We start from the raw sequence: 22,449 nt of genomic DNA, 5'->3' as shown, positions 1-22,449 counted from the left end.
ACAAGACGCCCGTTCCACTGGCCGGTACGAGGAGATTAGGCCGAAAGTGTCTTGTGCGACCGCGATCATCACCTAGCCTGCACCCATGTCCGATTGGTCCCTCTCCCGGGCGAAGGCCAGGATCGACCGCCGCGAGGAGCTCGACGAGCTGACCGCGCGCATCCGGTACGAGGTGCGCGTGCACCTCAACGAGCCCACGGCGCACAATGCCTACGACGAGCTGACCGACGTCTTCGCCATCGGGCACGCGGAGTGCTCGGCGTTGCTCAAGCACCGCCGTGTCCTGCCGCCGTGGGAACGGGTGCTGCTCACGCGCTACACCCGCCGCCTCTACGGCAAGGGGATCTCGGCGACGGTCGGCGACCTCCCCGCCGACGCCGGGCCGGCGCCCTCGACCGCGTTCGGACCGGAGATCGCTTCCCTCACCCCGGATTCCGGTGACACCGGCGCGAAGTACGACTTGCAGGGCCGGGGACTGGTCAACGTCTTCCGGATCGCCGCCGGACGGCACGGCGAGACCTGGCCGGATCGTCACGATGTCGCGACGACATCCGCGCGCAACGTCCTGACCTGCTCGGCGGCCTTCCTGCGGCGACGCGCCTGGCACGTCGTCTGGCCGGTGTACCGGGTTCGTGGCCTGCGGCTCTGGAAACTCTAGGAATTCCCACGCGGACGCGATGGTTGAACCCGGTATGACCGATCGCGCCACCGAGATCCTCGCCGGATCGAAGACGATCGCCGTCGTGGGGCTGAGCCGTGATCCGGCCAAGGCCTCGCACGGGGTCGCCGCCGTGCTGCAGGCACACGGGTTCCGGATCATCCCCGTCCATCCGTCGGCCGACGAACTGCTTGGCGAGAAGGTCTACCGCTCGCTCACCGACATCCCGGAGCCGGTCGACCTCGTCGACGTCTTCCGCCCGTCTGCGGACACCCCGCCGATCGCCGAACAGGCCGTCGCGATCGGCGCGAAAGCACTCTGGCTGCAGCAGGGCATCGTCTCCGCCGAGTCGCGCCGGATCGCCGAAGAAGGCGGCTTGGACTACGTCGAAGATCGCTGCACGGCGGTCGTCCGCGCGGTCGCCGACCTGTCCGCGGGTTAGAAACGAACTCCTGCCCGAACCCTCGCCGTGATTTCCCGGCGAGGGTTCTTTCATGTCCGTGACAGGAAAATGACCCCTGAAGTCATACGCCGAGTCGGAACCGCCGAACGGATTGGGCCGATCCGGTGATCTTGACAGGAACGCCACGAGCTGGGGAAACTTGTCCAGCCGCCAGTTTGTTAAGAAACCTTCCCAAGGGTGGACCAAGCTGTTAACGTCCGAATCCGCTTAGCGGAAACAGGTACCGGCCATCGGTACCCCGGTCCAACGGAGGGCGAAGTGGGTACACCACGCGGCCTGGATTCCAGTGGCACACTCGAGCGCGGACTCGCGGTGCTCGAGCACGTCGGCAAGAACCAGGAAATTTCCACCAACGCGATCGCCAGGCAACTGGGTCTCTCCCGGAGCGCCGCCTACCGCATCGTCGGCACCCTCAAGAACCTCGAATACCTCGAAGCCGATCGCGCCACCGGCCGCGTGCGGCTCGGCACCCGGCTGGTCGAACTCGGCGCCCGCGCGATGGCGGCGACCGATCTCCACCGCTGCGCACCGCGTTATCTCGCGTCGCTCGCCGAACGGAGCGGGGAGACGACCTATCTCGCCGTCCCGGACAACGACACGATGGTCTACGTCGCCACCGAACGCAGCGCCAACGCCGTCACCCTGGCCTGCCGTCTCGGCACCCGCCGTCCGCAGCACGCGACGTCGCTGGGCAAGGCGTGGCTGGCGGCACTGCCCGAACAGGACCGGCTCGAACGCATCCGCCGGATGAAACTCGACAGTCTCACCCTCAAGACGATCATCGATCCGGCCAGGCTGCTCGACGACCTCGCCAGGACGAGCCGTCGCGGCTGGGCCGTCGACGAGGTCGAGAACGAACCGGACGTCGGCTGCGTCGCCGCCGCCGTCCGCGACCACACCGGACGGCCGATCGCGGCGATCAGCGTCGCGGGCCCGGCGGGCCGCGTGCTCCGCCGGACCGACGAACTCGGCGCCACCGTGGCGGGTACGGCCGCCGCGCTTTCCCTCCGCCTCGGTTACGTGCGGGCGCAACGGGGCTGATGTGGACCGACTCAGGACTACCAGCCCGCCGGCGGGGTCTGGCTGTCCGCGGCGCTGGCGCTTGATCACCGCGCTTGTGCGCGCCAGCGCACATCCTCGGTTCTCACCGTCGTCGTTATCACTCACGAGACTATCCACAATGGTCACGCGACCTTTACCGGCCACTGCTCTGGATGGATGAACACAGGGTTCGTTCACCGGAACGGGAACTACCGTTGTCCCATGCCCATGACGCTGATCAAAGGTACGTTCCAGCTTGCCGGAGCCGCACCGGACGGCGATTCGGTGCGCTTCTATCCCGAAGATCCCCAGGCGACCAAGAAAGCGGGCCTCAAGGTCCGGCTCAATTCCCGGGGCGGGATGCAGTTGCGGCTCGACGCGATCGACGCGCTCGAAACGCATTACCAGGCCAGGGGAACCGGCGGGAGGTGGCATCAGCCCGCCGAATTCGCCGATGCCGCCGCGGCGAACCTGCTGAAAGCACTCGGGTTCAAAACGGTGGAACGCGATGAACGGGGCACGGTCACTTCGTCGACCCCGATCAAGGTACCCGGCCACATACTGACGCGATTCGCGGACAAATACGGACGAGCCGTGGCGTTCGCCTTTCCCGGACAACGGCCGGGAAGGTCGGCGGACCTTTCCCGCGTCCATCTCGACGTCAAAACGCTGAAGAACTCCGCCAACTACCGGCAGGTCGCCGGCGGCCTCGCCTATCCGACGTTCTATTCGCTGCTCTACCCCGATCTCCGTGACGCGTTGGCCGAAGCCGCGGGCAAGGCACGCCAAGCCGGGCTCGGGCTGTGGCCGCGGGACGTCACGAACTCCGGGTTCAAACTCTCCTCCCGGCGGCAACTCGCCGACGAACTGGTGATCCTGCCGAAACTGTTCCGCAGGCTCGTCGACTACCTCGCGCTCGACGAGAGCGGCGGGGTCTCCCTGAGCGGGTTCTCCGACTTCCTCGATTCCCGCGACGACCGGCTGTTCACCGTGCCGGACGGGCACGCCACGGAATTCGAGACCTTGGTGAGCGTGAAGCGACAGACGGTGAACCTGACGGTCGAACCGGAGCGGATCGTCTTCATCGAGGCCTGAACCGCCTCCTGACACCTCCGGTGTGGGCAAAAAGACCGTACCTCCCGCCCCCTTCGGCGTGTTCATCTGAAAGGTGGGAGAGGGAGCCGATGCGAGTACACGGTTCGCGGCGCTTGGAGGAGGCCGACGGGCGGATGGAGACAGCCTCGAAACTCATCGACGCGGTCCGCGTCCTTGTCGTGCGCTACTGCCGGGCGCGGATCGGACGGCGGGCGGGTAGCTACGAGACCGCGGACGCCGTCGCGATGAACAGCTGCCGCGAGATCCTCGCCGGCGCGGCCGCGGCGACCACGCTGCTCACGTTCGCCTACAACGTCACGCGCGACCTGGTCGACGACTTCCACCGGACGGCCGCCGAACTGCCGAATCCGCTTTCGGTACTGCCCGGGCAGCAGCGCGAGATCATGGTGCTGCGGTCGCTCGTGGGGCTTTCCACCGACGACACCGCGCTGGCACTCGGCTGCTCCGTCCAGGCCGTCCGGCTGGGTCAGCACCGGGCGCTCACCACCCTGCGCCCCACCCCCGCCTGACGCGTTTCGTCCTCTGAATGCGGTAGTTGCACGCGCAAGTACCGCGTTCAGAGGACTAACCGCGGTCGGTGCCGGCGGCGCATTCGGCCGCGCGGTTGAGCAGCAGCGTGCGTTCCGCGTCGTTTCCGGTCATCTCCGCCGCCCGCTCGAACTCGACGCGGGCCTCGTCGAGACGGCCGAGCTTCGCCAGGAAATCGCCGCGCACACTCGGCAGCAGGTGATACGACTTCAGCGCGGGCTCCGACGTCAGCTTGTCGACGACCACGAGTCCGGCCTCCGGCCCGAAGGCCATCGACAGCGCCACGGCCCGGTTCAGTTCGATCACCGGTGACGGGTTCAGCTTCCCGAGTCCTTCGTACAGGACCGCGATGCGTCCCCAATCGGTCTCCTCGCCTGTGCGCGCCCGTGCGTGACAGGCGGCGATGGCGGCCTGTGCCGCGTAGACACCGAAAGCGCCATTCGTCAGCGACTCGGCGAGTTCCAGCGCGGCGAGGCCGCGGCCGATCAGGAGCCTGTCCCATTTGGCGCGGTCCTGGTCCATGAGCAGTACGGGTTCACCGTTCGGCCCGATCCGGGCGGCGGACCGCGAAGCCTGGATCTCCATCAACGCGACGAGCCCGTGCACCTCCGGTTCCGTCGGCATGAGGCCGGCCAAGATCCGGCCGAGCCGCAGTGCCTCCTCGCACAACCCCGGCCGCATCCAATCCTCACCGGCCGTCGCCGAATATCCCTCGTTGAAGATCAGGTAGATCACTTCGAGCACCGACTCCAGGCGCGCGACCCGGTCGGCCCCCTCCGGCACCTCGAACGGCACCTTGGCGTCCCCGAGCGTCTTCTTCGCCCGGACGATCCGTTGCGCGATGGCGGTTTCCTTGGCCAGGAACGCCCGCGCGATCTCGTGCGTCTGCAGCCCGCCGATCATCTTCAGCGTGAGCGCCACCCTGGCCTCGGTCGAGAGCACCGGGTGGCAGGCGGTGAACACCAGCCGCAGCAGATCGTCCTCGATATGGTCGTCGAGGCCCGCGGTGAAGTCCGGCTCCTCCTCGAACTCCTGCTCGCGGCCGATCTCGCCGAGTTTCCGCTCGTACCGCTCGTTGCGGCGGAAGGTGTCGACGGCTCGGCGTTTGGCCGTGGTCATGAGCCAGGCGCCCGGATTCCTCGGGACGCCCGACTCAGGCCACTGTTCGAGCGCGGCGACCAGCGCGTCCTGCGCCAGTTCCTCCGCGAGGCCGACGTCGCGCGTCATCCGCGCGAGGCCGGCGATGAGGCGGGCCGATTCGATCCGCCACACCGCGTCGATCGCCGAACGAGGGTCTGCTGTTGCCGTCACGCCGACCAATCAACATCGTCGGCGCGACGACCGCAACCACTAGTCCGTGTCCGGTAGGTCTGGTCGATGGGCTTCGAGGTCCAGGTGGTTCCTGGCGGTGCGGGTGGATCGCCCTCGTACCGGGTCGTACTCAGGCGCATCCGCCCGTGCCGTCAGGGGCCGCCTGGGCCCGAAGACCACGAGCAGACCTACCGGGCACGGCTAGTTCCCCTCGGCCTGCTTCCGGAGTTTCTGCTCGTGCTCGACGATCTCGGGGGTGGCGTGGTCGAAGTCCTCCATTTCGGCGACGCGGCGGATCTCGATCTCGCCCTCGCGGAACGGCGCGCGCTTCATCCATTCGACGACCTCGGCCTTGTCCTTCGCCTGGAGGATCCAGAAGCCCGCGACGAGTTCCTTGGTCTCGGCGAAGGGGCCGTCGATGACCCTGGCCTCGGCGGTGCCGTTGTACTGGATGCGGGCGCCGTCCGCGCTGTTGACCAGGCCTTCACCCGCGAGCATGACGCCGGCCTTGACCAGCTCCTCGTTGAACTTCCCCATCTCCTGCAGGTCCGCGGCACTCGGCTGCGCACCGGCCTCGACCTCGTCGTTGCTCTTGACGATCACCATGAACCGCATCTCGTGTCTCCGTTCCCGGCGGGGCTCGTCCCTGCCACATCCACGCGTCGATCGGGCACCCCGGGTTTCGACACGGTCCCCGAACTTTTTTCCGCGAGTATTCGAGCAGCCGGAAAACCGCAGGTCAACCGCCCATGAAAGAATCGGGCCGTGGCCGCTCTCCCCCCAGATCTCCGCTCCGCCCTCGACGAAGAGCTGGGCAAGTACCCGCAGACCAGGCTGACGCAGTCCGTCGAGCGGCTCAGCTCGCGCTACCGCGAGAACAGCCCGGCGACGGCTCCGATCCTGTCTTCCGAGGTCGACATCGCGGCGTACGCGGGCTACCGGATGCCGGCCACCTACGCGGCCATACACGCCGTTCTCGCCGAAGCCGCCTTTCGCGCGCCCGGGTTCGCTCCGCGTACGCAGATCGACGTCGGCGGTGGCACCGGTGCGGCGATCTGGGCTGCCGCGGACGTGTGGCCGTCGCTGGAGGACAGCACCGTCGTCGAGCAGGTTCCCGGCGCGATCGCGCTGGGACGGCGGCTCGCGGGGAACGCCGCCGTCAAGGCCGTGCGCGGCTCGACCTGGCAGCGCGGCCTGATCGACCCGGACGCGCCCGCACCGGACGCCGATCTGGTGACCCTCTCCTATGTCCTCGGTGAACTGCCGGGGCCCCGCCGGGCCGACGTCGTCGGTTGGCTGGCGGCCAAGGCCGGGATGCTGGTGCTGATCGAACCCGGCACTCCGGCCGGCTACGAACGCATCGTCGAGGCACGGGACAGGCTCGTCGAACTCGGCCTCTTCCTGGTCGCGCCCTGCCCGCACGAAGGCGCCTGCCCGATCCCGCGCGGCAAGGACTGGTGTCATTTCTCCGCCCGTCTCCCGCGTACCGGCCTGCATCGTCAGCTGAAAGCGGGAACGCTCGGATTCGAGGACGAGAAGTTCTCCTACGTCGTCGCTTCCCGGACGGCACCGGAGCGGGCCGCGGGCCGGATCCTGCGGCATCCGGTCAAACGCAAGGGGATGGTCAGCCTGTCCCTGTGCGCCGAAGCCGGACTCACCGAAACGATCGTCACCAAACGGCACGGCGCGGACTACCGCGCGGCGCGTGACGCGGAATGGGGCGGCGCCTGGCCACCCACTCAGTCCACAGTGGACTGATGGCCGCGCCGCGCCAGGCCGCCGATGACGGTGAGCAGCGCGCCGAGCGCCGGGTTGTCGTTGCCGCGCCGCCACATCAGTTCGAGTTCCACCGGACGGCCCTCGATGCCGTCCACCGGACGGAGCACGACACCCTCGAACCGCAGCGCGGCGGCCGCCGCGGGCACGAGCGCGACCCCGAGGTCCGCTTTGACCAGCGCGAGCACCGTATGCACCTGGCTGGGGTACTGCGTGTACTCCGGCAGGACCCGCGCCGCGCGGAACACCGCCACGAGCATGTCGTGGAAATACCGGCCCTCCGACGGCGAGTACATGATGAACGGCTCGCCGTCGAAGTCGCGGATGCCGGGATTCTTCTTGCGCCGCGCCAACGGATGCGCCGACGACAACGCCGCGAGCAGCGGCTCGCGCCACAGCGGCATGGTCACGATGTCGCCGCCGGTCACCGGCGGCCGGATCATGCCGAGGTCGATCCCGCCCGCCAGCAACTCCGCCACCTGCGCCGACGTCACCATTTCCCGGAGGACCAGATCGACGCCCGGCACTTCGGCGTTCGTCGCGGCGAGAACGCGTTCGAGGTACGAATACGCCGCGGTGGCGGTGAAACCGAGCGTGACGACGCCGACCTCACCCTTCTTCGCCCGGCGGACGTACAGCGTCGCCTCTTGCGACGAACGCAGTATTTTCCTTGCCTCAGCGAGAAAGACCCGTCCGGCGGGTGTCAGCCGGACCGCGCGGTGCGTACGGTCGAAAAGCTCGACCCCCAGTTCGCGCTCCAGCAACTGGATCCGCCTGCTCAACGGCGGCTGGGTCATCGAAAGCCGTTCCGCCGCCCGGCCGTAGTGCAGTTCCTCGGCCACCGCGACGAAACTCACCAGCTGCTCCAGGGAGAACACCTATTCAGTCTAGGTATCAATCAGTGGCGGACAAGCGCTGAATCGGTATTGGTCCGGTCGGTATTCACCCACCGGACCCGAACCGGTGGACGCCAATCGTCCGTTCAGCCGGTTTCCGCGTGCCCATCCGCACCTAGGCTTGACACCGGCGTCCGTGGCTCCGGCCCTCGGCGACGGCGCCGACGGCGAGCTCTGGAGGGGCCATGTGCGTTCGCATTCTCGAAACCCGGGCCAAGCGGGAGAATCTTCTTCTCCGGCTGCTGGTCCGCATTCAACTCAAGGCGTCCTGGCGCTGAGCGCAGGCGCGCAGCCTGCTGATCGCCCGGTGTTTGGTCACCCGCACGCGTGACGACGTCGTGCCAAGGGCCGCGGCGGTCTCGTTGGACGTCAGCTGACCGATCACCCGCATTCCCAGCACCTCGCGATGGGAGACCGGCAGCATCCGCAGCAGCCTGCCGAGCCGGACACCGAGGTCGGTCCGCAAAGCGCGTTGCTCCGGCTCGTCCGCGGCGACGGCCGGGTGCTCCGGGAGCTCACCGGTCAAAACCTGTCTGCTCCGCGCGGCCTTCCGGAAGACGTCGGCGACCTTGTTCGCCGCGATGGCGCGCAGGAGGAACAGGAAAGAACCACCTCGTACGCCGTAGCCGGGAACGGCCACCAGGACCGCGAGGCAGATCTCCTGCGCGACGTCGGCCGGTTCGAGGTAGGTCAGGTCGCGGCCGCGGAGCCGGGTTTCGGCGTACTGCCGCGCCCACGGGGAGAGGGCTGCCATGAGATCGTCCATGCCGTGCGGCTCGCCGTCCGCCGCGGCCTTGGCCAGGTCGTCCCAACCGGCCGGGGAGATCCAAGTCTCGCCCTCGCTGGTTCTTCGCACCGGAAAATCGTCGCCGTCGCCCATGTCCCGCTCCCCACGGATGAGAAAACCGGCCGCCGGGGTCCAGGACGGAACGCGGACCACGGTAGTCGAGTAGTCCGGCCACCTCAATCGACGAAAGTCCGCGACAAATTGTCCGCCCCGGCACGAAACCGGACAGGTTCCCACCGTTGGTCTAGACAAGTTAGGACTCGGGACGTAACTTTCCGTGCTGTGACCCCTCGCCAAGGTCACCCCAGGCCGGGAACGCGCCCCCAGCCGACATCCGCAAGCACCGCCGTGGCGCGTTCGCGCTCCGCGGCGGGATTCAGCCGAGGAGTGAGCTGTGCGCATCCGTCAGAAGATCCGGCGCGTCCTGACCGCGTTGGCGGTCGTTCTCCCACTGGTCACCGGGGTTTCGGCCCTTTCGGCACCCACCGCGGTCGCCGCCGGTCCCGATCCGCTGCCGCTGACCGTCACCAACAATTCGAACCGCTCCGACGCGGTCCACCTCTATGTGCTCGGCACGAACCTCAACACCGGCAGGCTCGGTTACGTCAACGCGGGCGGCGCCTTCACCCCGTGGCCGCCCGGCGCGAACCCACCGAGCCCCGCCCCGGACGTCGCGATCGCCGGCCCCGGCAACGGCGGCTCGACCACACTGCGGATCCCGCGGATGCTTTCGGGCCGCGTCTACCTGTCGTTCGGGCAGAAGATCAAGTTCTTCCTGACACCGGACGGGCTGGTGCAGCCGGCACCGTGGGCCGGCGGGGATCCGAACCGCGACATCCTGTTCGACTGGAGCGAATTCACCTACGACAACGCGGGCCTGTTCATCAACAGCTCGCAGGTCGACATGTTCAGCGTCCCGCACGCGGTCGGGCTGACCAACGGCGCCGGCGCGAACAAGGAAGCCGGGCGCCTCAAGGCGAACGGTCGCGAGAACATCTTCAACGCCGTCCAAGCGCAGCCGGGTTTCTCGAACCTGGTCTACAACCGCCTGCGGGTCCTCGCGCCGGGCAAGGGTCTCGACTCCGGCAAGTTCAGCGGCGACTACCTCGACGGCTACGTCACGAACGCCTGGAACACCTACAAGTCGACGCCGCTGACCGTGGTCCCGTTCGAGGCGGAACCCGGCAAGAAGTTCACCGGCCGGACCGGCGGGGACGACGTCATGCGGTTCACGAACACCTCAGGGGCGACGGTCGCGTCGTTCAGCAAGCCGAGCACCCGCGACGTCTTCAACTGCGACGGACGGCTGCAGGCGCCGAACGACCAGGTCGTCGGGCCGATCGCGCGGACGTTGTGCGCGGCGCTGCACCGATCGACCCTGGGCTACCTGCACACGCAGCCGACCTACGACGCGGGCCAGTTCTACAAGCAGTCCGTGACCGACCACTACTCGCGGATCGTGCACGAGCAGATGGTCGACGGTAAGGCCTACGGCTTCGCCTTCGACGACGTCGGGCACTTCGAGTCGCTGGTGCACGACGGTGACCCACGTTCGGCGCGGATCATACTGACCGCTTTCTAGGCGGGGAGCCCGCGTCAGGTGGCATCTGCCTGAGCGTGGCCGATGCCTCCGGTTCCCGATGTCGCATTGGTGACACTGAGCGTCTCTGATGCGACATTGGGGACAGCGGTGAAGGAATTGGGACGTTGAGTGTCCCGATTCCTTCATGGACGAACCGGGGTCGACCTGCGGCAGCCGTGGCCGTCGCCACAAAATGGCGACGGAACCCTCGGCACTCCTCAATAGAACCCGAATCGCCACGCACGACCCCGCCGGCGACCCCCTCAGCGCACCCCGCTCCCGATCCGCCAGGCCGACAAGCCGATCCCGTTCGGTCCGATCCCGCTCGGCTTGAGCGAGCGCACCGGCGGTTCGGGAGTGCGGGTGCGCGCCAGTTCCTCCGGCATGTACCGCACGCATTTCCGGTGCCATTCCAGGATTCCGGACATCCAGTTCTTCATGTTGTCCGCGTACCTGGTCAGTACCGCGCGGACCTCGTCGTCGAGCCCGAGGTCGTCGCACATCCGCGGCAGGCCTTCGTCGGCGAGCTGCTCGAACTGCTCCATCCGCGCGTTCATCAGGCGGGCGGTGATGTCCCTGGCCTGGAGCCTGTCCACGTCGAGGAAGCGTTCGACGACGTAGACGAGGTTGTGCACCTCGCCCTCGTATTCGATCTCCTTCTGGTAGGAGAAGAGATCATTGACGAACGTCGCATAGTCCTGGGCGGCGGTGTCGAGTTCGAACAGGACCCGGTTCTGGTAGATCTCCGGCGGGACGACGTCGCCGAGTGAGAGCCGCGCGAGGCTTTTCGTGAGGTCCGATCCGAACGTCCGCCGTCGCATCTCCACGTAGTCGATCGGGTCGGGGACGCGGTTCTGCGCCTGGTTCGCCACCTCCCAGACCCAGCTCGCGATCATGCTCTCGACCGCACGCCGGAACCCCGCCCGCGCGTGCGGGGTCAGCGGTCCGGCGGTGCGCTGCCACAGATCCGTGAGCCCTCGCTCGATCGGATCGGCGGCCTCGGGCACCGGCTCGCCGCCGAGCGGCATGAACAGGGAAAGCCGGTCGCTGCAGAGTTTCGCCGCGACAGGGTCCCGACGCATCCCGAAGATCAACGGGAAGTAATCGTCACCATAGGTGCCCCACGCGAGCCAGTCCGACGACAGTTTGAGCTGTTCGAAGTCCGCGTCCGGGTGGATCATCGCGGCACAGTGCGGCAGGTCGATGCCGCGCATCCGGCGTTCGTCCCAGACACCGCCGAGTTCGACGCCCGGCACCGAGTCGAACATGCCCATCTTCCGCGCCCAGCCCGGGGCGTACTCGCGGGCGGCGGCGAGGTGCGGGCTGGTGCGGACGGGGTACGGCATGCGGAATTCGGGCAGGGGAAGGTGTCCGACCGGCGCGAACGGCGGGGGCGCCTGCTGCCGCGTCCGCTGGACCAGGCCCAGCCGGTTCGGTGAGAGCCGTAGCGACTCCGTGCCGAGCCCTGTCGGTCCCCCGAGGGGACCATTCGTGCCCGAGACGGGGCTTTCGTTCATGTACCGGCTGGATTTCGCGTGCCATTCATGGCCGCCGGACTGCCAGTCCTGCAGGCCCTTGACGTACCGGCCGATCCCGATCTGTTCCGGCAATGGGACGTCGTTTTCGGCCAGTAGCGCCGGCACCTCGACGAGCGCGGTGTTCTCGAACTGCTGAAGGCGAGAGGTCAGCAGATCGTTGGTGAGTTCGGCGGCCTCCTGCGTCGAACAGCCGAGGAACTCCTCGAAGACGAGGACCGCGTTGGAGTTCTCGCCTTCCTCACGAACTTCGCGCTGGTAGGAGAACAGGTCGTTGCGCAGGTGGACGGCGTCGGCGAAGGTGTCGCGCAGCACCTCCAGCGGCCTGGTCGCCGCGACCTTGTCCGGTACTTCGGCGCCGACGGCGTACTCGATCAGGTTGGCCGACCACGGCGCTCCACCGACGCGGCGGCGCATCTGGATGTATTCGATGGGGTTCGCGATCCGGCCGCGGTCGATGTTGTCCAGTTCCCAGAGCGATTCGACCATCAGGTTGTGCGTACTGGTGACGAATCGCCGCCGCCAGGCCTCCGACATCGAGGGAATGGTGCGCGCCCAAAGGTCCTTGAGTCCGGCTTCGGCGGGATTTTCCGGCTCCGGCGATGTTTCCCCGGGTCCGGTCATGAACAGTTCCAGCCGGTCCAAATAGGCCTTGGCGCCTTCGGTGTTCCGGGTGTACTTGAATTGCGCGAGGAAATCGTCATCGAAGAAGAACACCCAGACGTACCAATCCGTGACCAGATCGAGGGACGGCCCGTCACAGTCCGGATGAGTGTGCGCGCAGAGCAGCGCGTAATCCATCTTCGCCAGCGCCTGCTCGGTCCAGACGACGTCTCCGGACGGCGACGGCGAATCGAGCATGCCCATCTCCCTGGCCCACGCCATGCTGTGCGTCCGTGCCGCTTCGAGGTGCGGATTGATCCGCGCCGGATGCGGCACGTAGAACTCGGGCAAGGTGAAAGCCTGCATCTGCGACTGCCTCCCGGGCGGATGTCGAATACGTCTCGACATTTCCATCCCCGCGCCGCGCCGGGCAACGACCAGCCGAGCGATTCCGCGCACCATGGAGTGAATCAGGCCCAGAGTGACTTCGAGTCGATATATGGCGCGAGAAGCGCGGTCAATACTTCGTCGCCTCTTCCGTCGAGTTCGTCCTCGGCGATCCGCCTGGCGACCCCGGCCAGGAAATCGGCCACCTGCACCCGCGGATCCGTCCGCGAATCCACGAACTTCAGCCCGGCCAGCCCCGGACTGGACCGGATTTCGGCGAGTCGCTCCCCCTTGAGCGACGGCTGTTCGTCGTGGACGACGAAGACCGGCTCGCCGTCCCCGCTCCAGTGTTCGACGGCGCGGAGGATCGCGGGAACCAAGGGGTCGAGGACCTTGGCATCGCGCAACTCGGCGACCTTCGCCCGCAGTTCCTCGGTGTCTCCCACCATCGCGAAGAACGAACCGGCCGCGGGATCCCGCCGGTTCCTGGTCCGCAGCACGTCGTTGAACACGGCCAGCAGTGCGTCGTCCGGGGCGACCTCCTGGCCGATGAGTTCGCGGAGTTCGTTCGCCAGCAGCAGTTTCTTGTCGACGAGGTGGACGTGTGCGCGTCCATGGACAGGACCCAGCGGGCCGAGGAACCATTCGAGGACGCGCCGGTGCTTCGTGCGGAGCAGGTGGTTGGCTTTGTATTCGACCGCCGGCGAACGGATCCGGCGGCGCAACTCGACCAGGCAAGCCGCGGCCTCTTCGAGGCTCAGCCGGACCCCCGCGTGCGCGAACACGCCGGTCTGCCCACCGATCAGCTTCTCACCCTCGGACCCGGACTCGTCGCAGGCGATCTCCAGGGGCACGTCCGGATCCTGCCCGATGGCACCGGCGTCGTCGACCCACTTACGCGGGCTCGGGCAGTGGCTCGCCCGTCTCGAGCAGCGTCTTGAGGCTCGACAGGATCGACGGCCAGCCGCCCTTGACCATCTCCAACACGGTGCTTCCCGGCTCGAAACCGTCGTGCACCACGGTCAGCTTGACCAGGTCGCCGACGGGTTCGAGGTCGAACGACACCTTCGACCTCGGCTCGGCCGCGAGCTTGGCCGACACGTCATCGCCGATCTCCATGGACTCGGCGAACTCCGGGGTGAAGGTGTGCCAGGTGTAGGAGAGCCGCCGGTACGGATCGGACTCCAGCACGACCTGCTCAGGATCCTCGATCTTCACGCCCTGCTGTTCCCAGGCCACCGTCGACCCGGCCTTCCAATCCGAAGTGAACTCACAGCCCCAGTACTGCCTCGTGAACGCCGGGTCGGTCAGCGCTCGCCAGAGCCGCTCGGGCGTCGTCTTGATGTAGCTGGTGTAGACGAATTCGTTGGTGCTCATGGGTTCCTGCTCCAATGCCTTCTTGAGGTCGGCGAGCGCGTCGACCCGGCCCTGGTGGTACCGGTCGATCCAGCGCTCGGCGATCGCGTTGATCGGCTCCGCGTTCACGTAGTGCAACTTCTCGCGGCCACGCCACACCGTGGTCACCAGATTGGCCGCCTCCAGCACGGCCAGATGCTTGCTGACCGACTGCCGCGCCATGTCCAGTCCCGCGCACAACTCACGCAGGGTCTGGCCGTTGCGGGCGTTCAGGTCGTCGAGCAACCGGCGGCGACTGGGGTCGGCCAGCGCCTTGAACACCTCGTCCATGTCGCCTTCCTGATATGCAGCCGTTCAGCTGCCTTTAACATTAGGCAGCCAAACGGCTGCATGTCAACCAGGTTCTGTCAGACGCACACCCCTGTGACCGCCGTCACTGTTATTCAGGTTGTTGCAACCTTCGGTGCCGGTGAACGCCTTCAAGCTCAGAAGAACCGATATCGGAATCTGGGGAGCCATGAAGAGACTTTTCGCCGTTCTGACCGCGATTCTGGCGGTGTTCGCGTTGACACCCGCCGCGCCCGCCGGTGCGACGACCACCCGCTTCGACCGGGAACTCCAAGCCCGGATCGCGAAAGCCCAGGCCTACGCCGACAGCAGGCCCGGGGACACCGGCATCGTCCTGCGGGACCGGTGGACCGGCGCCGTCTACCGGAGCTCGGCCGCCGGGACGCTCATTTGGGCATGCTCCACCCCGAAGCTGGCGATGGTCGTCGACCTGTTGCTGCGCAACGATTCCGGGGCCGTCAAGCTGACCGCCGAAGACCGCGACCTCATGCACCGGATGCTCAACTCCAGTGACGACGCCGCCGCCCACACCCTGTGGACGCGGTACGGCGGGGAGGCCGAGTTCGCCAAGCGCTTCCCGTCCTACGGAATGACCGACATGCGGTTCACCGACCAGCACCCGCACCACTGGGGCTGGATCCTGACCACCGCGAACGACCTGGACCGGCTGATCAACTACGTCCTGACCAAGCTGCCCCGTCAGCACCGCGACTACATCGTCCACGAGATGCGCAACGTCGACGTCAACCAGCAGTGGGGCGTCTGGGGCGCGGGCGCCGCGGCGCGTCCCGGCAACAAGGACGGCTGGTCCGACGACAACGACGACGGCTCCTGGATCATGAACTCCGTCGGCTTCGTCGGCCCGCACGAGCGGTACACCCTCGCGCTGATGAACAACACCAAGGTCATCCAGAACGGCTTCGAAACCGGTCAGGAGACCACCACCAAGATCAGTGAAATCCTGTTCAAGGGATATTTCAAGGGCTGATCGCCCGCGCCGGTCGGGCCCGGCGGACCTCGCCGGGCCCGACTGGCACCGGAGCACTGACCGGTGCTCACCGAGTGGCGGCGAGCACTGCCGCGAGGCCCGCTCGCAGGTCTTCGACGAAATATTCGGGGATCTCCAGCGACGGGAAATGCCCGCCCCGTTCGGGCGCCCGCCACCGGACGATTTGCCGGTACCGCTCGCGCGCCCAAGCGCGCGGGTATTTCTCGATGTCACGGGGATACGTGGTGATCGCCGCCGGAACGTCGACCCGAAGGTCGGGATCGAGCGAGTTGTGGCTTTCGTAATAGATGCGGGCCGCTGACGCGCCTGTCCGCGTCAGCCAATACAGGGTGACGTCGTCGAGAACGCTGTCGATGGAAATCGTCTCGAACGGGCTGTCTTCGGTGTCCGACCATTCGGCGAATTTGTCGAGGATCCAGGCGAGCAGCCCGACCGGTGAATCGACGAGCGAGTAGCCGATGGTCTGCGGCCGGGTCGCCTGCTGCTTCGCGTACGCCGCGCGGTGGCGCCAGAAAACGTGGGTTTCCTCGGCCCACTCGCGCTCGACCGCCGTCAGGCCCTCCGTGGTCATGCCGGGCGGGCCCGGCGCGAACGTGGTGTGGATGCCGAGAACCTGCTCGGGGAACCTGCCGCCGAGAACGGTGGTGATGTTGCCTCCCCAGTCACCGCCGTGTGCCAGGAATTCGCCGTAGCCGAGCCTTCCCATCAGTTCCGCCCAAGCCGCCGCGATCTTTTCGGTTCCCCACCCGGTGGTGGCCGGTTTGTCGCTGTAACCGAACCCCGGCAGCGAGGGAACCACGACGTGAAAAGCCGGCGCGGTCGCTTCTTTCGGATCAGCCAACTCGTCCACCACCCCGGTGAACTCGGCGATACTGCCCGGCCAGCCGTGCGTCAAAATCAGCGGAGTGGCGTCCGACCGCGCGGATCGGCGGTGCAGGAAATGGATGCCCAGACCGTCGATGGCCGTGCGGAACTGGCCGATCCGGTCGAGGCGCTTTTCGAACGACCGCCAGTCGTACCCGCTGCGCCAGTAGTTCACGACATCGACGAGATCGGCGAGCGGAACGCCTTGGTCCCATCGGCGAGGGTCCGGCGCGGCGCGATGGACCGTCTCGGCCTCCGGTAGCCGTGCCGCGGCCAATCGCGCGCGCAGATCGTCGAGGTCGGCGTCGGTGGCGTGGGCTTCGAATGCTTGTACGTCGCTGGTCGAGCGGGGCATGAGACCTCCCGGCTGTCGCGGAACCGGCCAGGACCTTTTTGCGAACCGGCTAAGACGGTTCTAACAGCCGCACTGTCTCAGCGCAACCTGCTAAGGTGGTTCCATGCCTGCCGAGTTCCCCGACTTTCGCCTCGGCAGCGTGCTGGCGACCAGCTTCACGGCGACTCTGACGGAGCGTCGCGGCGACGCCGTGGAGCGCATCCCCACCCCGCATCGCCTCGTCGACTGGCTGGCGGTGAGCGGCCTCGCCGTGGACTCCTGCACCACCGCGCAGCTCGAACTCGCCCGTGAACTGAGGGAATCGATTCACGCCGCCGCGACGGCGAGCGCGATCCAGGCCACACTCCCCGCGTCAGCCGTCCAGGTCATCAACGACCGCAGCGCTCAGGGTCGGGCCGCGGCCATCCTGACGCCCGACGGCAAGCGGCGATGGCAGCTCAGCTCGGCTTCCGCCGTCGAAGACGCGCTCGGCGTGATCGCCGCCGACGCGATCAGCATCATCTCGGGCGAACGAGACGGCAGATTGGCCTTGTGCGCGTCACCGACCTGCCAAGCCGCCTTCTTCGACACCAGCCAAAGCCGCACCCGCAGATGGTGTGACATGAACACGTGCGGCAATCGGCAGAAGAAAGCGCGCTTCAATGCCAACCAGCGCAAAAAATCCGGCACCGGGGCCTGATCGAAGTCCGGTCGAAAGCACGACAGGGGTTGTCGTGATTCGTCGAGAGCATGGTGCGACGACCACCGGACGGCCCGAATGGTCACGTGACGAGAGGATTCCGGATGGGGTCTCGGATCGATCCGTGCATCACGTTCAACGGCAACGCGCGGCAGGCGATGGAGTTCTACCGGGAGGTCTTCGGCGGCGAGCTGGAGCTGGGAACCGTCGCGGACTTCGGCTCACCGGACGCGCCCAACGCCGACAAGGTCATGCATTCTCGCCTCGAAACCCCCGCCGGATACACGCTGATGGCATGGGATTTTCCCGACGACAGGCCAGGCCACCCGCCATACCGGCCGGGGAACAACGTCGCGCTCTTCCTGGGTGGCGATGACAGCGAACTGCGCGAGTACTTCCAGAAGCTGACCGAAGGCGGCAGCGTCACCCTGCCGCTGAAAAGGCAGGTCTGGGGTGACGAGGCTGGTTCGCTCGTCGACCGGTTCGGGATCAGCTGGATGTTCAACATCAGTACCCGGCACCCGTGATCGACAACCGAGCAGGCCCGTCGTGTTCCTGACCGGGCGGGATGATCACCCGCGCAGGACGTATCCGACGCCGCGCACGGTGTGGAGCACCGGCGGCTTGCCGAGCTTGTGCCGCAACTGCGCGATCAGCACTTCGAGCGCGTTGGGCGACGGGGGCACCAGCTCGTCCCAGCCCGCGTCGGTCAGCTCGCGGCGCCGGACGGGCTCGCCCGCCGCGACCACCAACCGTTGCAGGACCGCGAACTCCTTACCGGTCAACGTCAACTTGACGCCACCGCGGCGCGCCTCGTGCCTGCCGGTGTCCAGTTCGAGGTCGAGGAATCCCAGCACCGGGGCGGGCCCGGAGTCGCCGCGGCGGCAGAGGCTGCGCACTCGCGCGATCAGTTCGGCCATCGCGAAGGGCTTGACCAGGTAGTCGTCGGCCAAGGCCAGCCCGGCGATCCGGTCGGCGACCGTGTCGCGCGCGGTCAGGAACAGCACCGGTACCCGCCAGCCATCCCGGCGGCGTTCGCCGACGTAGCCGAGAGAATCCCCGGACGGCAGCATCCGGTCGAATACGACGCAGTCATAGGCGTTCACACTCAGCGCTTCGTCGGCGTCGGTGAGGTCCTTGGCGACGTCGACGGCGAATCCGGAGCCTCGAAGTGAAGCCTCGACGGCTAGCCGGAGATCCTCGTCGTCCTCGGTGACCAGTACACGCACCTGACGACCGTAGCGTGACGCGCCGGCGGTATCACCCGGCGAGCTCCGCCAGCCAGCCGCGGTCCGCCGTTTTCGCGCCTGCCTGGAAGCGGCTGCGCGCGCCGAGCCGGTGCATCAGATCGGACACCATCCTCCGCACGGTCCGCACGGAGATGCCCAGCCTGGCCGCGGCGGACTCGTCGGTGTAGCCGTCGACGAGCAGTGCCAGCAGGTCCAGCTCGCGTGCGGTCGGCCCCGATCCGGTGGGCGGCGTTCCGGCGAGCCACAGCCGTTCGAACAGTTCGGCCACGGCCTTGACCACGCTGGGCAGGCGGAACACTGCGAGCTCGCCGCATTCTTCCCCCGGCAGCAGCGCGAGTGTGTCGTCGACGACGATCGCGGTCATCGGCACGGCCGCCACGGTGCGGATTTCGGCGCCGTGGGACGCGAACGTGTCCAGCCGCTCGGCGACACCGCGGATGATCCTCGCCTCCACCGGCGCGAGTACCCGGTAACGCACGCCGCGCCGCAGGTTGTCGCGGTCGGCGTCGCGGAACACCGGAAGCGGTCCGGTGGTGCTGCTCGCCGCCATCACGACGAGCACCTCACGGGTCGCCGCCGAAAGCTTCGCGGCCACATCCGGTGCCCGCCCGCCAGGCAGCGAAAGGTCTGCTCGGTCAAGTCCATAGTGGATAGTCGTCATGCCACCCACTCCAGCTGTCCGGACGGCGCCCTCCGGGGTCCCAAGTGGACGGTCACGGCCGCGGCGAGCGAGAAGTCCCGACCGCGTGTCGTGACGATGGCGGCACTGCGGCCGGTGGCGGGCAGCAGTGCCGCGACCTGGCCACGGGATGCCGCGTCGTCGAAGACCAGCAGCACCCGCCGCCCGGCCAGCTCCGAGCGCCACAGCGCGGCGCGTTCGTCCACATCGGACGGGATCAGCGCGGGCGGGAGCCCGAGGCCGCGCAACAGCCGCTCCAGCACGGCCGCGGTCGTCAGTGGCCGGGTACCGCCGTGCAGCTCGACGAAGAACTGCCCGTCGGGAAAGCGCTCGCTGACCCGATGGGCCGCCGCCACCGCGAGCGCCGTCTTCCCCACCCCGGCCCCGCCGGTGACGACGACCGCGGGCGCGCATCCGGTCAGTGCCCTGCCCAGCGCCACGAGTTCCCGGTCCCGGCCGACGAGCGGCTCGACGGCCCGCGGCAGCTCCCGCCGCGGCCGGTCCGGTGCCCCCGCGCCGTGCACCGCCTGGAACGCCTTCATCAGTTCGGGTCCCGGGCGCACCCCCAGTTCGGCGGCCAGCAGCCGCCGCGCCCGGTGGAAGGTGGCCAGCGCCTGCGCCGGACGGCCCATCACGTGCTGGGCCCGCATCAACCGCGCCCAGACGTCCTCGCGCAGCGGATCGTCGGCGGTCAGCGCCTGCAGCGTGGCCACCGCGTCGGCTGTCCGCCCGAGCCCGAGCTGGGCCTCGGCGAGCGACTCCCGCAGCTGCCGGTGCAACTCGTCGAGCCGCTCGACGGCGTCGTCGGCGAGGACGTCCATCCCCTCGAACGGCCGCCCACGCCACAGCCGCAAAGCCTGCCCCACCAGTGTCAGCGCGGTTTCCGGTGCCCCCTCGGCCAGTGCCTGCGCGGCATCGTCGGCGAGCGCCGCGGCACAGTCCGCGTCCAGCTCACCGGGGCCGACGTGCAGCCGATACGCCCCTGCCCGGCCCTCGATGCGGGGCCCGTCGTGTTCCGGCAGCAGCCGGCGCAACTGCCACATGTACGTCTTCAAGTTCGCTTCGGCCGAAGCCGGCGCGGCCTGTTCCTGCCAGGTGTTCTCGATCAGCCGATCCACCGCGACCCACGCGTTAGGCTGCACCAGGAGCGCGGCCAGCACCGTGGCGGGTTTCCCGCCCGGCGGCCGCCCCGTGACGCCGTCGCGGCCACACACCTCGAGTGGCCCCAGGACCTGGAAGAGCACCATGCTCACACCCCTCTCCCTCGTGTCCTCCTACGATCGCGCCATGTACCTGAGGTTCCGATGACAACGGCACTGGTGCTGGTCGTGGAAGACGACGAAGACCTCCGGGTGGCGATCACCGCCGAGCTGAACGGGAGCGGTCTGCGCGTCCGCGAGGCCGGTGATCTGGCACAGGCCGACGCCGAACTCGCCGCGGGCGAGTTCGCCTGCGCGGTGTTCGACCGGATGCTGCCCGACGGCGATTCGATCGGTTACGTCCACCGCCGTCGTCAGGAAGGCTGGGCGGTCCCCGTGCTGTTCCTGACCGCGCGCGACAGTCTCGCCGACCGGGTCGCCGGATTCGAGCACGGCGGTGACGACTATCTGGTGAAGCCGTTCGCGGTGGCCGAGATGAGCGCCCGCGTCCACGCGCTCTACCGCCGCGCGGGCGCCGGACGGCCGTCGGTGCTGCGTCACGAAGACCTCGAAATGGACTGTGCCCGGCGGCAGGTGCACCGCGGCGGCGCCCTGCTCACCTTGAGCGACAAGGAGTTCGCGGTGCTGGAGTACCTGCTTTCGCGGCTGGATCAGGCTGTCGGGCGTGACGAGCTGATCGAGCACTGCTGGGACATGAGCACCGACCCCATGTCCAATGTGGTCGACGTGGTGATCCGGCGCCTGCGGGTGCGGCTCGGCGAGCCCGAACTCATCCACACCGTCCGTGGCCGCGGCTACCGGATCGCGAGCCGGTGAACGGCTCCGCGGCCGATCGCCTCCGCCGACTGCGGTGGCTGCTCACGTGGCTGTTCACCGGGCTGAACGCCGCCGGGCTGGTGGTGCTCGCCTGGCTCGCCGTGAGCGCCGACCTTCAGCAGCGCGAAGTCCAGCTGGACAGCGAGCTCGCCCGCGTCACCGCACCGGTCAAACGCCTGATCATGGGCGAGGGCGACACCGTCACCACCGCCTACGTCGGCCAGGACGAAGTGAATCGGCAATGCCCGCAGTTCATGATCCTGCCCAGTGGCGCGGGCGGGTTCCCGCCGTACGCGAGCGGCCGGACCTGCGTGCCGATCGACGCCACGCGGCTACAGGCCTTCGCCGACCTGTCGGTGCGGAACGGGGCCGTGCTCAACGGCTACAGCAGCGGAACCGCGGGCGAGATGGTCCGCGTCGGCGTCGAGCCCTTCCGCAACCGCAACAACCAGGAGTCGGGCGCCATCGTGGCGGTCGCCGACGCGCGGGACGCCCTCGCCGCGCATGAACAGCTGAAACTGCTGGTCATCGGCGGATGCGTGCTCCTGCTGGGCGCCATCGGTGTGACCGGGCACGTGCTGTCCGGGCGCGCGATCCGGCCCGCGACCGCCGCACTCCAGCAACAGGAGATCCTGCTCGCCGAAACCGCGCACGACCTGCGCACGCCGGTCGCGGCGCTGCGCGCGCTGGCCGAAGCGGCGGTGCGCAACCCCGCCGAGAGCGACGAACTGCTGCCACGGACCGTCCGGCTCGCCGGACGGATGGGCGGCATCATCGACGGCCTGCTCGTGCGCGCGCGGCTCGCGGCCGGGGTCGAATCGCTGGCCGTGCAGCCGGTGCGGCTGGACCAGCTCGTCGCGAGCGTCGTGGCGGAGACGCCGTCCGAGGGCGCTCAGGTGACGCTGGTCGCGGCGCCGTCGACGGTTTCCGCCGACCCGACGCTGGTCCAGCGCGCGGTGGCCAACCTGCTCGACAACGCGCTGCGCTACGGACGGCGTCCCGGTTACGAGGCCATCGTGCACGTCACCGTCGCCGGCGGTCAGGTGACCGTCGCCGACAGCGGGCCGGGGATCGACTCGTCGGTCGCGGAGGAGACGTTCGACCGGTTCACCAGCGGCGGTGGGTCGAGCGGACTCGGCCTGTCGATCGTGCGATGGGTCGCGCTCGCACACGGCGGCAGGCTGCGCGTCTACAACGCCGAAGAAGGCGGCGCGATCTTCGAACTGAAGCTGCCGGAAGCGTCCTGACCG

General features: G+C 68.1%; 23 protein-coding genes. 12 read left to right on the top strand and 11 right to left on the bottom strand.

What is annotated here, in order from left to right:
- Window positions 1–85: 85 nt before the first annotated feature.
- The 5 genes from AVL48_RS03960 to AVL48_RS03940 all read left to right on the top strand — a co-directional run bounded on the left by AVL48_RS03960 (window position 86) and on the right by AVL48_RS03940 (window position 3,787).
- Window positions 86–658, top strand: coding sequence for a hypothetical protein (locus AVL48_RS03960; protein ID WP_061985138.1), 573 nt, complete (start codon window positions 86–88; stop codon window positions 656–658).
- A gap of 34 nt (window positions 659–692) precedes the next feature.
- Entirely contained in the window at window positions 693–1,100 is a 408-nt protein-coding gene (locus AVL48_RS03955; RefSeq protein ID WP_061985140.1) for a CoA-binding protein, read from the top strand.
- A gap of 279 nt (window positions 1,101–1,379) precedes the next feature.
- Entirely contained in the window at window positions 1,380–2,162 is a 783-nt protein-coding gene (locus AVL48_RS03950; RefSeq protein ID WP_061985142.1) for an IclR family transcriptional regulator, read from the top strand.
- Between the two features lie 222 nt (window positions 2,163–2,384).
- On the top strand, window positions 2,385–3,257 hold the full coding sequence (locus tag AVL48_RS03945; protein WP_061985145.1) for a hypothetical protein: 873 nt from the start codon (window positions 2,385–2,387) through the stop codon (window positions 3,255–3,257).
- A gap of 134 nt (window positions 3,258–3,391) precedes the next feature.
- Window positions 3,392–3,787: a sigma factor-like helix-turn-helix DNA-binding protein gene (locus AVL48_RS03940; protein WP_061985147.1), complete on the top strand. Its 396-nt coding sequence runs from the start codon at window positions 3,392–3,394 to the stop codon at window positions 3,785–3,787.
- A 55-nt stretch (window positions 3,788–3,842) separates the two neighbouring features.
- Here AVL48_RS03940 and AVL48_RS03935 read toward each other — a convergent pair whose 3' ends face one another.
- Together AVL48_RS03935 and AVL48_RS03930 are read right to left on the bottom strand one after the other, a co-directional pair.
- Window positions 3,843–5,126, bottom strand: a complete 1,284-nt coding sequence (locus tag AVL48_RS03935; RefSeq protein ID WP_061985149.1) for an RNA polymerase sigma factor — start codon at window positions 5,124–5,126, stop codon at window positions 3,843–3,845.
- A 192-nt stretch (window positions 5,127–5,318) separates the two neighbouring features.
- On the bottom strand, window positions 5,319–5,732 hold the full coding sequence (locus AVL48_RS03930) for a YciI family protein (RefSeq protein WP_061985151.1): 414 nt from the start codon (window positions 5,730–5,732) through the stop codon (window positions 5,319–5,321).
- Window positions 5,733–5,882: 150 nt separating this feature from the next.
- Here AVL48_RS03930 and AVL48_RS03925 point away from each other — a divergent pair, with 150 nt between their 5' ends.
- Window positions 5,883–6,875 carry a small ribosomal subunit Rsm22 family protein gene (locus AVL48_RS03925; RefSeq protein WP_061985153.1) on the top strand — a complete coding sequence of 331 codons (993 nt, stop codon included), beginning with the start codon at window positions 5,883–5,885 and terminating at the stop codon, window positions 6,873–6,875.
- On the opposite strand, the gene AVL48_RS03920 is transcribed toward AVL48_RS03925, so the two are convergent.
- A complete protein-coding gene (locus AVL48_RS03920; protein WP_061985155.1) occupies window positions 6,857–7,771 on the bottom strand; it encodes a LysR family transcriptional regulator in 915 nt (304 codons plus the stop codon). The two genes, AVL48_RS03925 and AVL48_RS03920, sit on opposite strands and share 19 nt — an antisense overlap.
- Before the next feature lie 271 nt (window positions 7,772–8,042).
- Window positions 8,043–8,669, bottom strand: coding sequence for a sigma-70 family RNA polymerase sigma factor (locus tag AVL48_RS03915; RefSeq protein ID WP_061985157.1), 627 nt, complete (start codon window positions 8,667–8,669; stop codon window positions 8,043–8,045).
- A gap of 301 nt (window positions 8,670–8,970) precedes the next feature.
- Here AVL48_RS03915 and AVL48_RS03910 point away from each other — a divergent pair, with 301 nt between their 5' ends.
- Complete coding sequence (locus tag AVL48_RS03910; RefSeq protein ID WP_061985159.1) at window positions 8,971–10,158, top strand: beta-1,3-glucanase family protein; 1,188 nt, start codon at window positions 8,971–8,973, stop codon at window positions 10,156–10,158.
- Window positions 10,159–10,421: 263 nt separating this feature from the next.
- On the opposite strand, the gene AVL48_RS03905 is transcribed toward AVL48_RS03910, so the two are convergent.
- The 3 genes from AVL48_RS03905 to AVL48_RS03895 all read right to left on the bottom strand — a co-directional run bounded on the left by AVL48_RS03905 (window position 10,422) and on the right by AVL48_RS03895 (window position 14,369).
- Window positions 10,422–12,662 carry a terpene synthase family protein gene (locus tag AVL48_RS03905; RefSeq protein WP_061985161.1) on the bottom strand — a complete coding sequence of 747 codons (2,241 nt, stop codon included), beginning with the start codon at window positions 12,660–12,662 and terminating at the stop codon, window positions 10,422–10,424.
- Between the two features lie 104 nt (window positions 12,663–12,766).
- A complete protein-coding gene (locus AVL48_RS03900) occupies window positions 12,767–13,537 on the bottom strand; it encodes a DUF3800 domain-containing protein (RefSeq protein ID WP_061985163.1) in 771 nt (256 codons plus the stop codon).
- 40 nt (window positions 13,538–13,577) lie between these two features.
- Window positions 13,578–14,369, bottom strand: a complete 792-nt coding sequence (locus AVL48_RS03895; protein WP_061985165.1) for an ArsR/SmtB family transcription factor — start codon at window positions 14,367–14,369, stop codon at window positions 13,578–13,580.
- Window positions 14,370–14,556: 187 nt separating this feature from the next.
- Here AVL48_RS03895 and AVL48_RS03890 point away from each other — a divergent pair, with 187 nt between their 5' ends.
- Window positions 14,557–15,375 (top strand): serine hydrolase, encoded by an 819-nt coding sequence (locus tag AVL48_RS03890; protein WP_061985167.1) that lies wholly within the window; start codon window positions 14,557–14,559, stop codon window positions 15,373–15,375.
- A gap of 67 nt (window positions 15,376–15,442) precedes the next feature.
- Here the strand turns inward: AVL48_RS03890 and AVL48_RS03885 are convergent, their stop codons facing one another.
- Window positions 15,443–16,615: an epoxide hydrolase family protein gene (locus AVL48_RS03885; RefSeq protein WP_061985169.1), complete on the bottom strand. Its 1,173-nt coding sequence runs from the start codon at window positions 16,613–16,615 to the stop codon at window positions 15,443–15,445.
- Window positions 16,616–16,718: 103 nt separating this feature from the next.
- Between AVL48_RS03885 and AVL48_RS03880 the strand changes: the two genes are divergently transcribed.
- Window positions 16,719–17,294, top strand: coding sequence for a CGNR zinc finger domain-containing protein (locus AVL48_RS03880; protein WP_061985171.1), 576 nt, complete (start codon window positions 16,719–16,721; stop codon window positions 17,292–17,294).
- Between the two features lie 104 nt (window positions 17,295–17,398).
- The gene (locus AVL48_RS03875; RefSeq protein ID WP_061985173.1) at window positions 17,399–17,821 is read left to right on the top strand and encodes a VOC family protein; all 423 of its coding nucleotides are present in this window, start codon (window positions 17,399–17,401) and stop codon (window positions 17,819–17,821) included.
- Window positions 17,822–17,866: 45 nt separating this feature from the next.
- On the opposite strand, the gene AVL48_RS03870 is transcribed toward AVL48_RS03875, so the two are convergent.
- The 3 genes from AVL48_RS03870 to AVL48_RS03860 are packed head-to-tail and all read right to left on the bottom strand — an operon-like array spanning window position 17,867 to window position 20,470.
- Window positions 17,867–18,523, bottom strand: a complete 657-nt coding sequence (locus AVL48_RS03870; RefSeq protein ID WP_061985175.1) for a winged helix-turn-helix domain-containing protein — start codon at window positions 18,521–18,523, stop codon at window positions 17,867–17,869.
- A 31-nt stretch (window positions 18,524–18,554) separates the two neighbouring features.
- Window positions 18,555–19,205 (bottom strand): helix-turn-helix transcriptional regulator, encoded by a 651-nt coding sequence (locus AVL48_RS03865; protein WP_082857556.1) that lies wholly within the window; start codon window positions 19,203–19,205, stop codon window positions 18,555–18,557.
- Complete coding sequence (locus tag AVL48_RS03860; RefSeq protein WP_061985179.1) at window positions 19,202–20,470, bottom strand: AfsR/SARP family transcriptional regulator; 1,269 nt, start codon at window positions 20,468–20,470, stop codon at window positions 19,202–19,204. The genes AVL48_RS03865 and AVL48_RS03860 overlap by 4 nt, the downstream gene beginning before the upstream one ends.
- Window positions 20,471–20,527: 57 nt before the next feature.
- Here AVL48_RS03860 and AVL48_RS03855 point away from each other — a divergent pair, with 57 nt between their 5' ends.
- Window positions 20,528–21,199 carry a response regulator transcription factor gene (locus AVL48_RS03855; RefSeq protein ID WP_177242343.1) on the top strand — a complete coding sequence of 224 codons (672 nt, stop codon included), beginning with the start codon at window positions 20,528–20,530 and terminating at the stop codon, window positions 21,197–21,199.
- Window positions 21,196–22,446 (top strand): sensor histidine kinase, encoded by a 1,251-nt coding sequence (locus tag AVL48_RS03850; RefSeq protein ID WP_061985180.1) that lies wholly within the window; start codon window positions 21,196–21,198, stop codon window positions 22,444–22,446. Before AVL48_RS03855 ends, AVL48_RS03850 begins: the two co-directional genes overlap by 4 nt.
- Window positions 22,447–22,449: the final 3 nt, after the last annotated feature.

Source organism: Amycolatopsis regifaucium, assembly GCF_001613935.1.
In the GTDB taxonomy this organism is placed as follows: Bacteria; Actinomycetota; Actinomycetes; order Mycobacteriales; family Pseudonocardiaceae; genus Amycolatopsis; species Amycolatopsis regifaucium.
Note: the sequence above shows the minus strand (reverse complement) of the source record. Positions and strands in the feature narration are given on the sequence as shown.

Bases quoted from the DNA above. Each gene is read 5' to 3' on its own strand.
- AVL48_RS03875 (WP_061985173.1), top strand. From the start codon at position 17,399: ATGGGGTCTCGGATCGATCCGTGCATCACGTTCAACGGCAACGCGCGG.
- AVL48_RS03860 (WP_061985179.1), bottom strand. From the start codon at position 20,470: ATGGTGCTCTTCCAGGTCCTGGGGCCACTCGAGGTGTGTGGCCGCGAC.
- AVL48_RS03960 (WP_061985138.1), top strand. From the start codon at position 86: ATGTCCGATTGGTCCCTCTCCCGGGCGAAGGCCAGGATCGACCGCCGC.
- AVL48_RS03955 (WP_061985140.1), top strand. From the start codon at position 693: ATGACCGATCGCGCCACCGAGATCCTCGCCGGATCGAAGACGATCGCC.
- AVL48_RS03940 (WP_061985147.1), top strand. From the start codon at position 3,392: ATGGAGACAGCCTCGAAACTCATCGACGCGGTCCGCGTCCTTGTCGTG.
- AVL48_RS03915 (WP_061985157.1), bottom strand. From the start codon at position 8,669: ATGGGCGACGGCGACGATTTTCCGGTGCGAAGAACCAGCGAGGGCGAG.
- AVL48_RS03895 (WP_061985165.1), bottom strand. From the start codon at position 14,369: ATGGACGAGGTGTTCAAGGCGCTGGCCGACCCCAGTCGCCGCCGGTTG.
- AVL48_RS03855 (WP_177242343.1), top strand. From the start codon at position 20,528: ATGACAACGGCACTGGTGCTGGTCGTGGAAGACGACGAAGACCTCCGG.
- AVL48_RS03885 (WP_061985169.1), bottom strand. From the start codon at position 16,615: ATGCCCCGCTCGACCAGCGACGTACAAGCATTCGAAGCCCACGCCACC.
- AVL48_RS03890 (WP_061985167.1), top strand. From the start codon at position 14,557: ATGAAGAGACTTTTCGCCGTTCTGACCGCGATTCTGGCGGTGTTCGCG.
- AVL48_RS03945 (WP_061985145.1), top strand. From the start codon at position 2,385: ATGCCCATGACGCTGATCAAAGGTACGTTCCAGCTTGCCGGAGCCGCA.
- AVL48_RS03930 (WP_061985151.1), bottom strand. From the start codon at position 5,732: ATGCGGTTCATGGTGATCGTCAAGAGCAACGACGAGGTCGAGGCCGGT.
- AVL48_RS03880 (WP_061985171.1), top strand. From the start codon at position 16,719: ATGCCTGCCGAGTTCCCCGACTTTCGCCTCGGCAGCGTGCTGGCGACC.
- AVL48_RS03865 (WP_082857556.1), bottom strand. From the start codon at position 19,205: ATGACGACTATCCACTATGGACTTGACCGAGCAGACCTTTCGCTGCCT.
- AVL48_RS03905 (WP_061985161.1), bottom strand. From the start codon at position 12,662: ATGCAGGCTTTCACCTTGCCCGAGTTCTACGTGCCGCATCCGGCGCGG.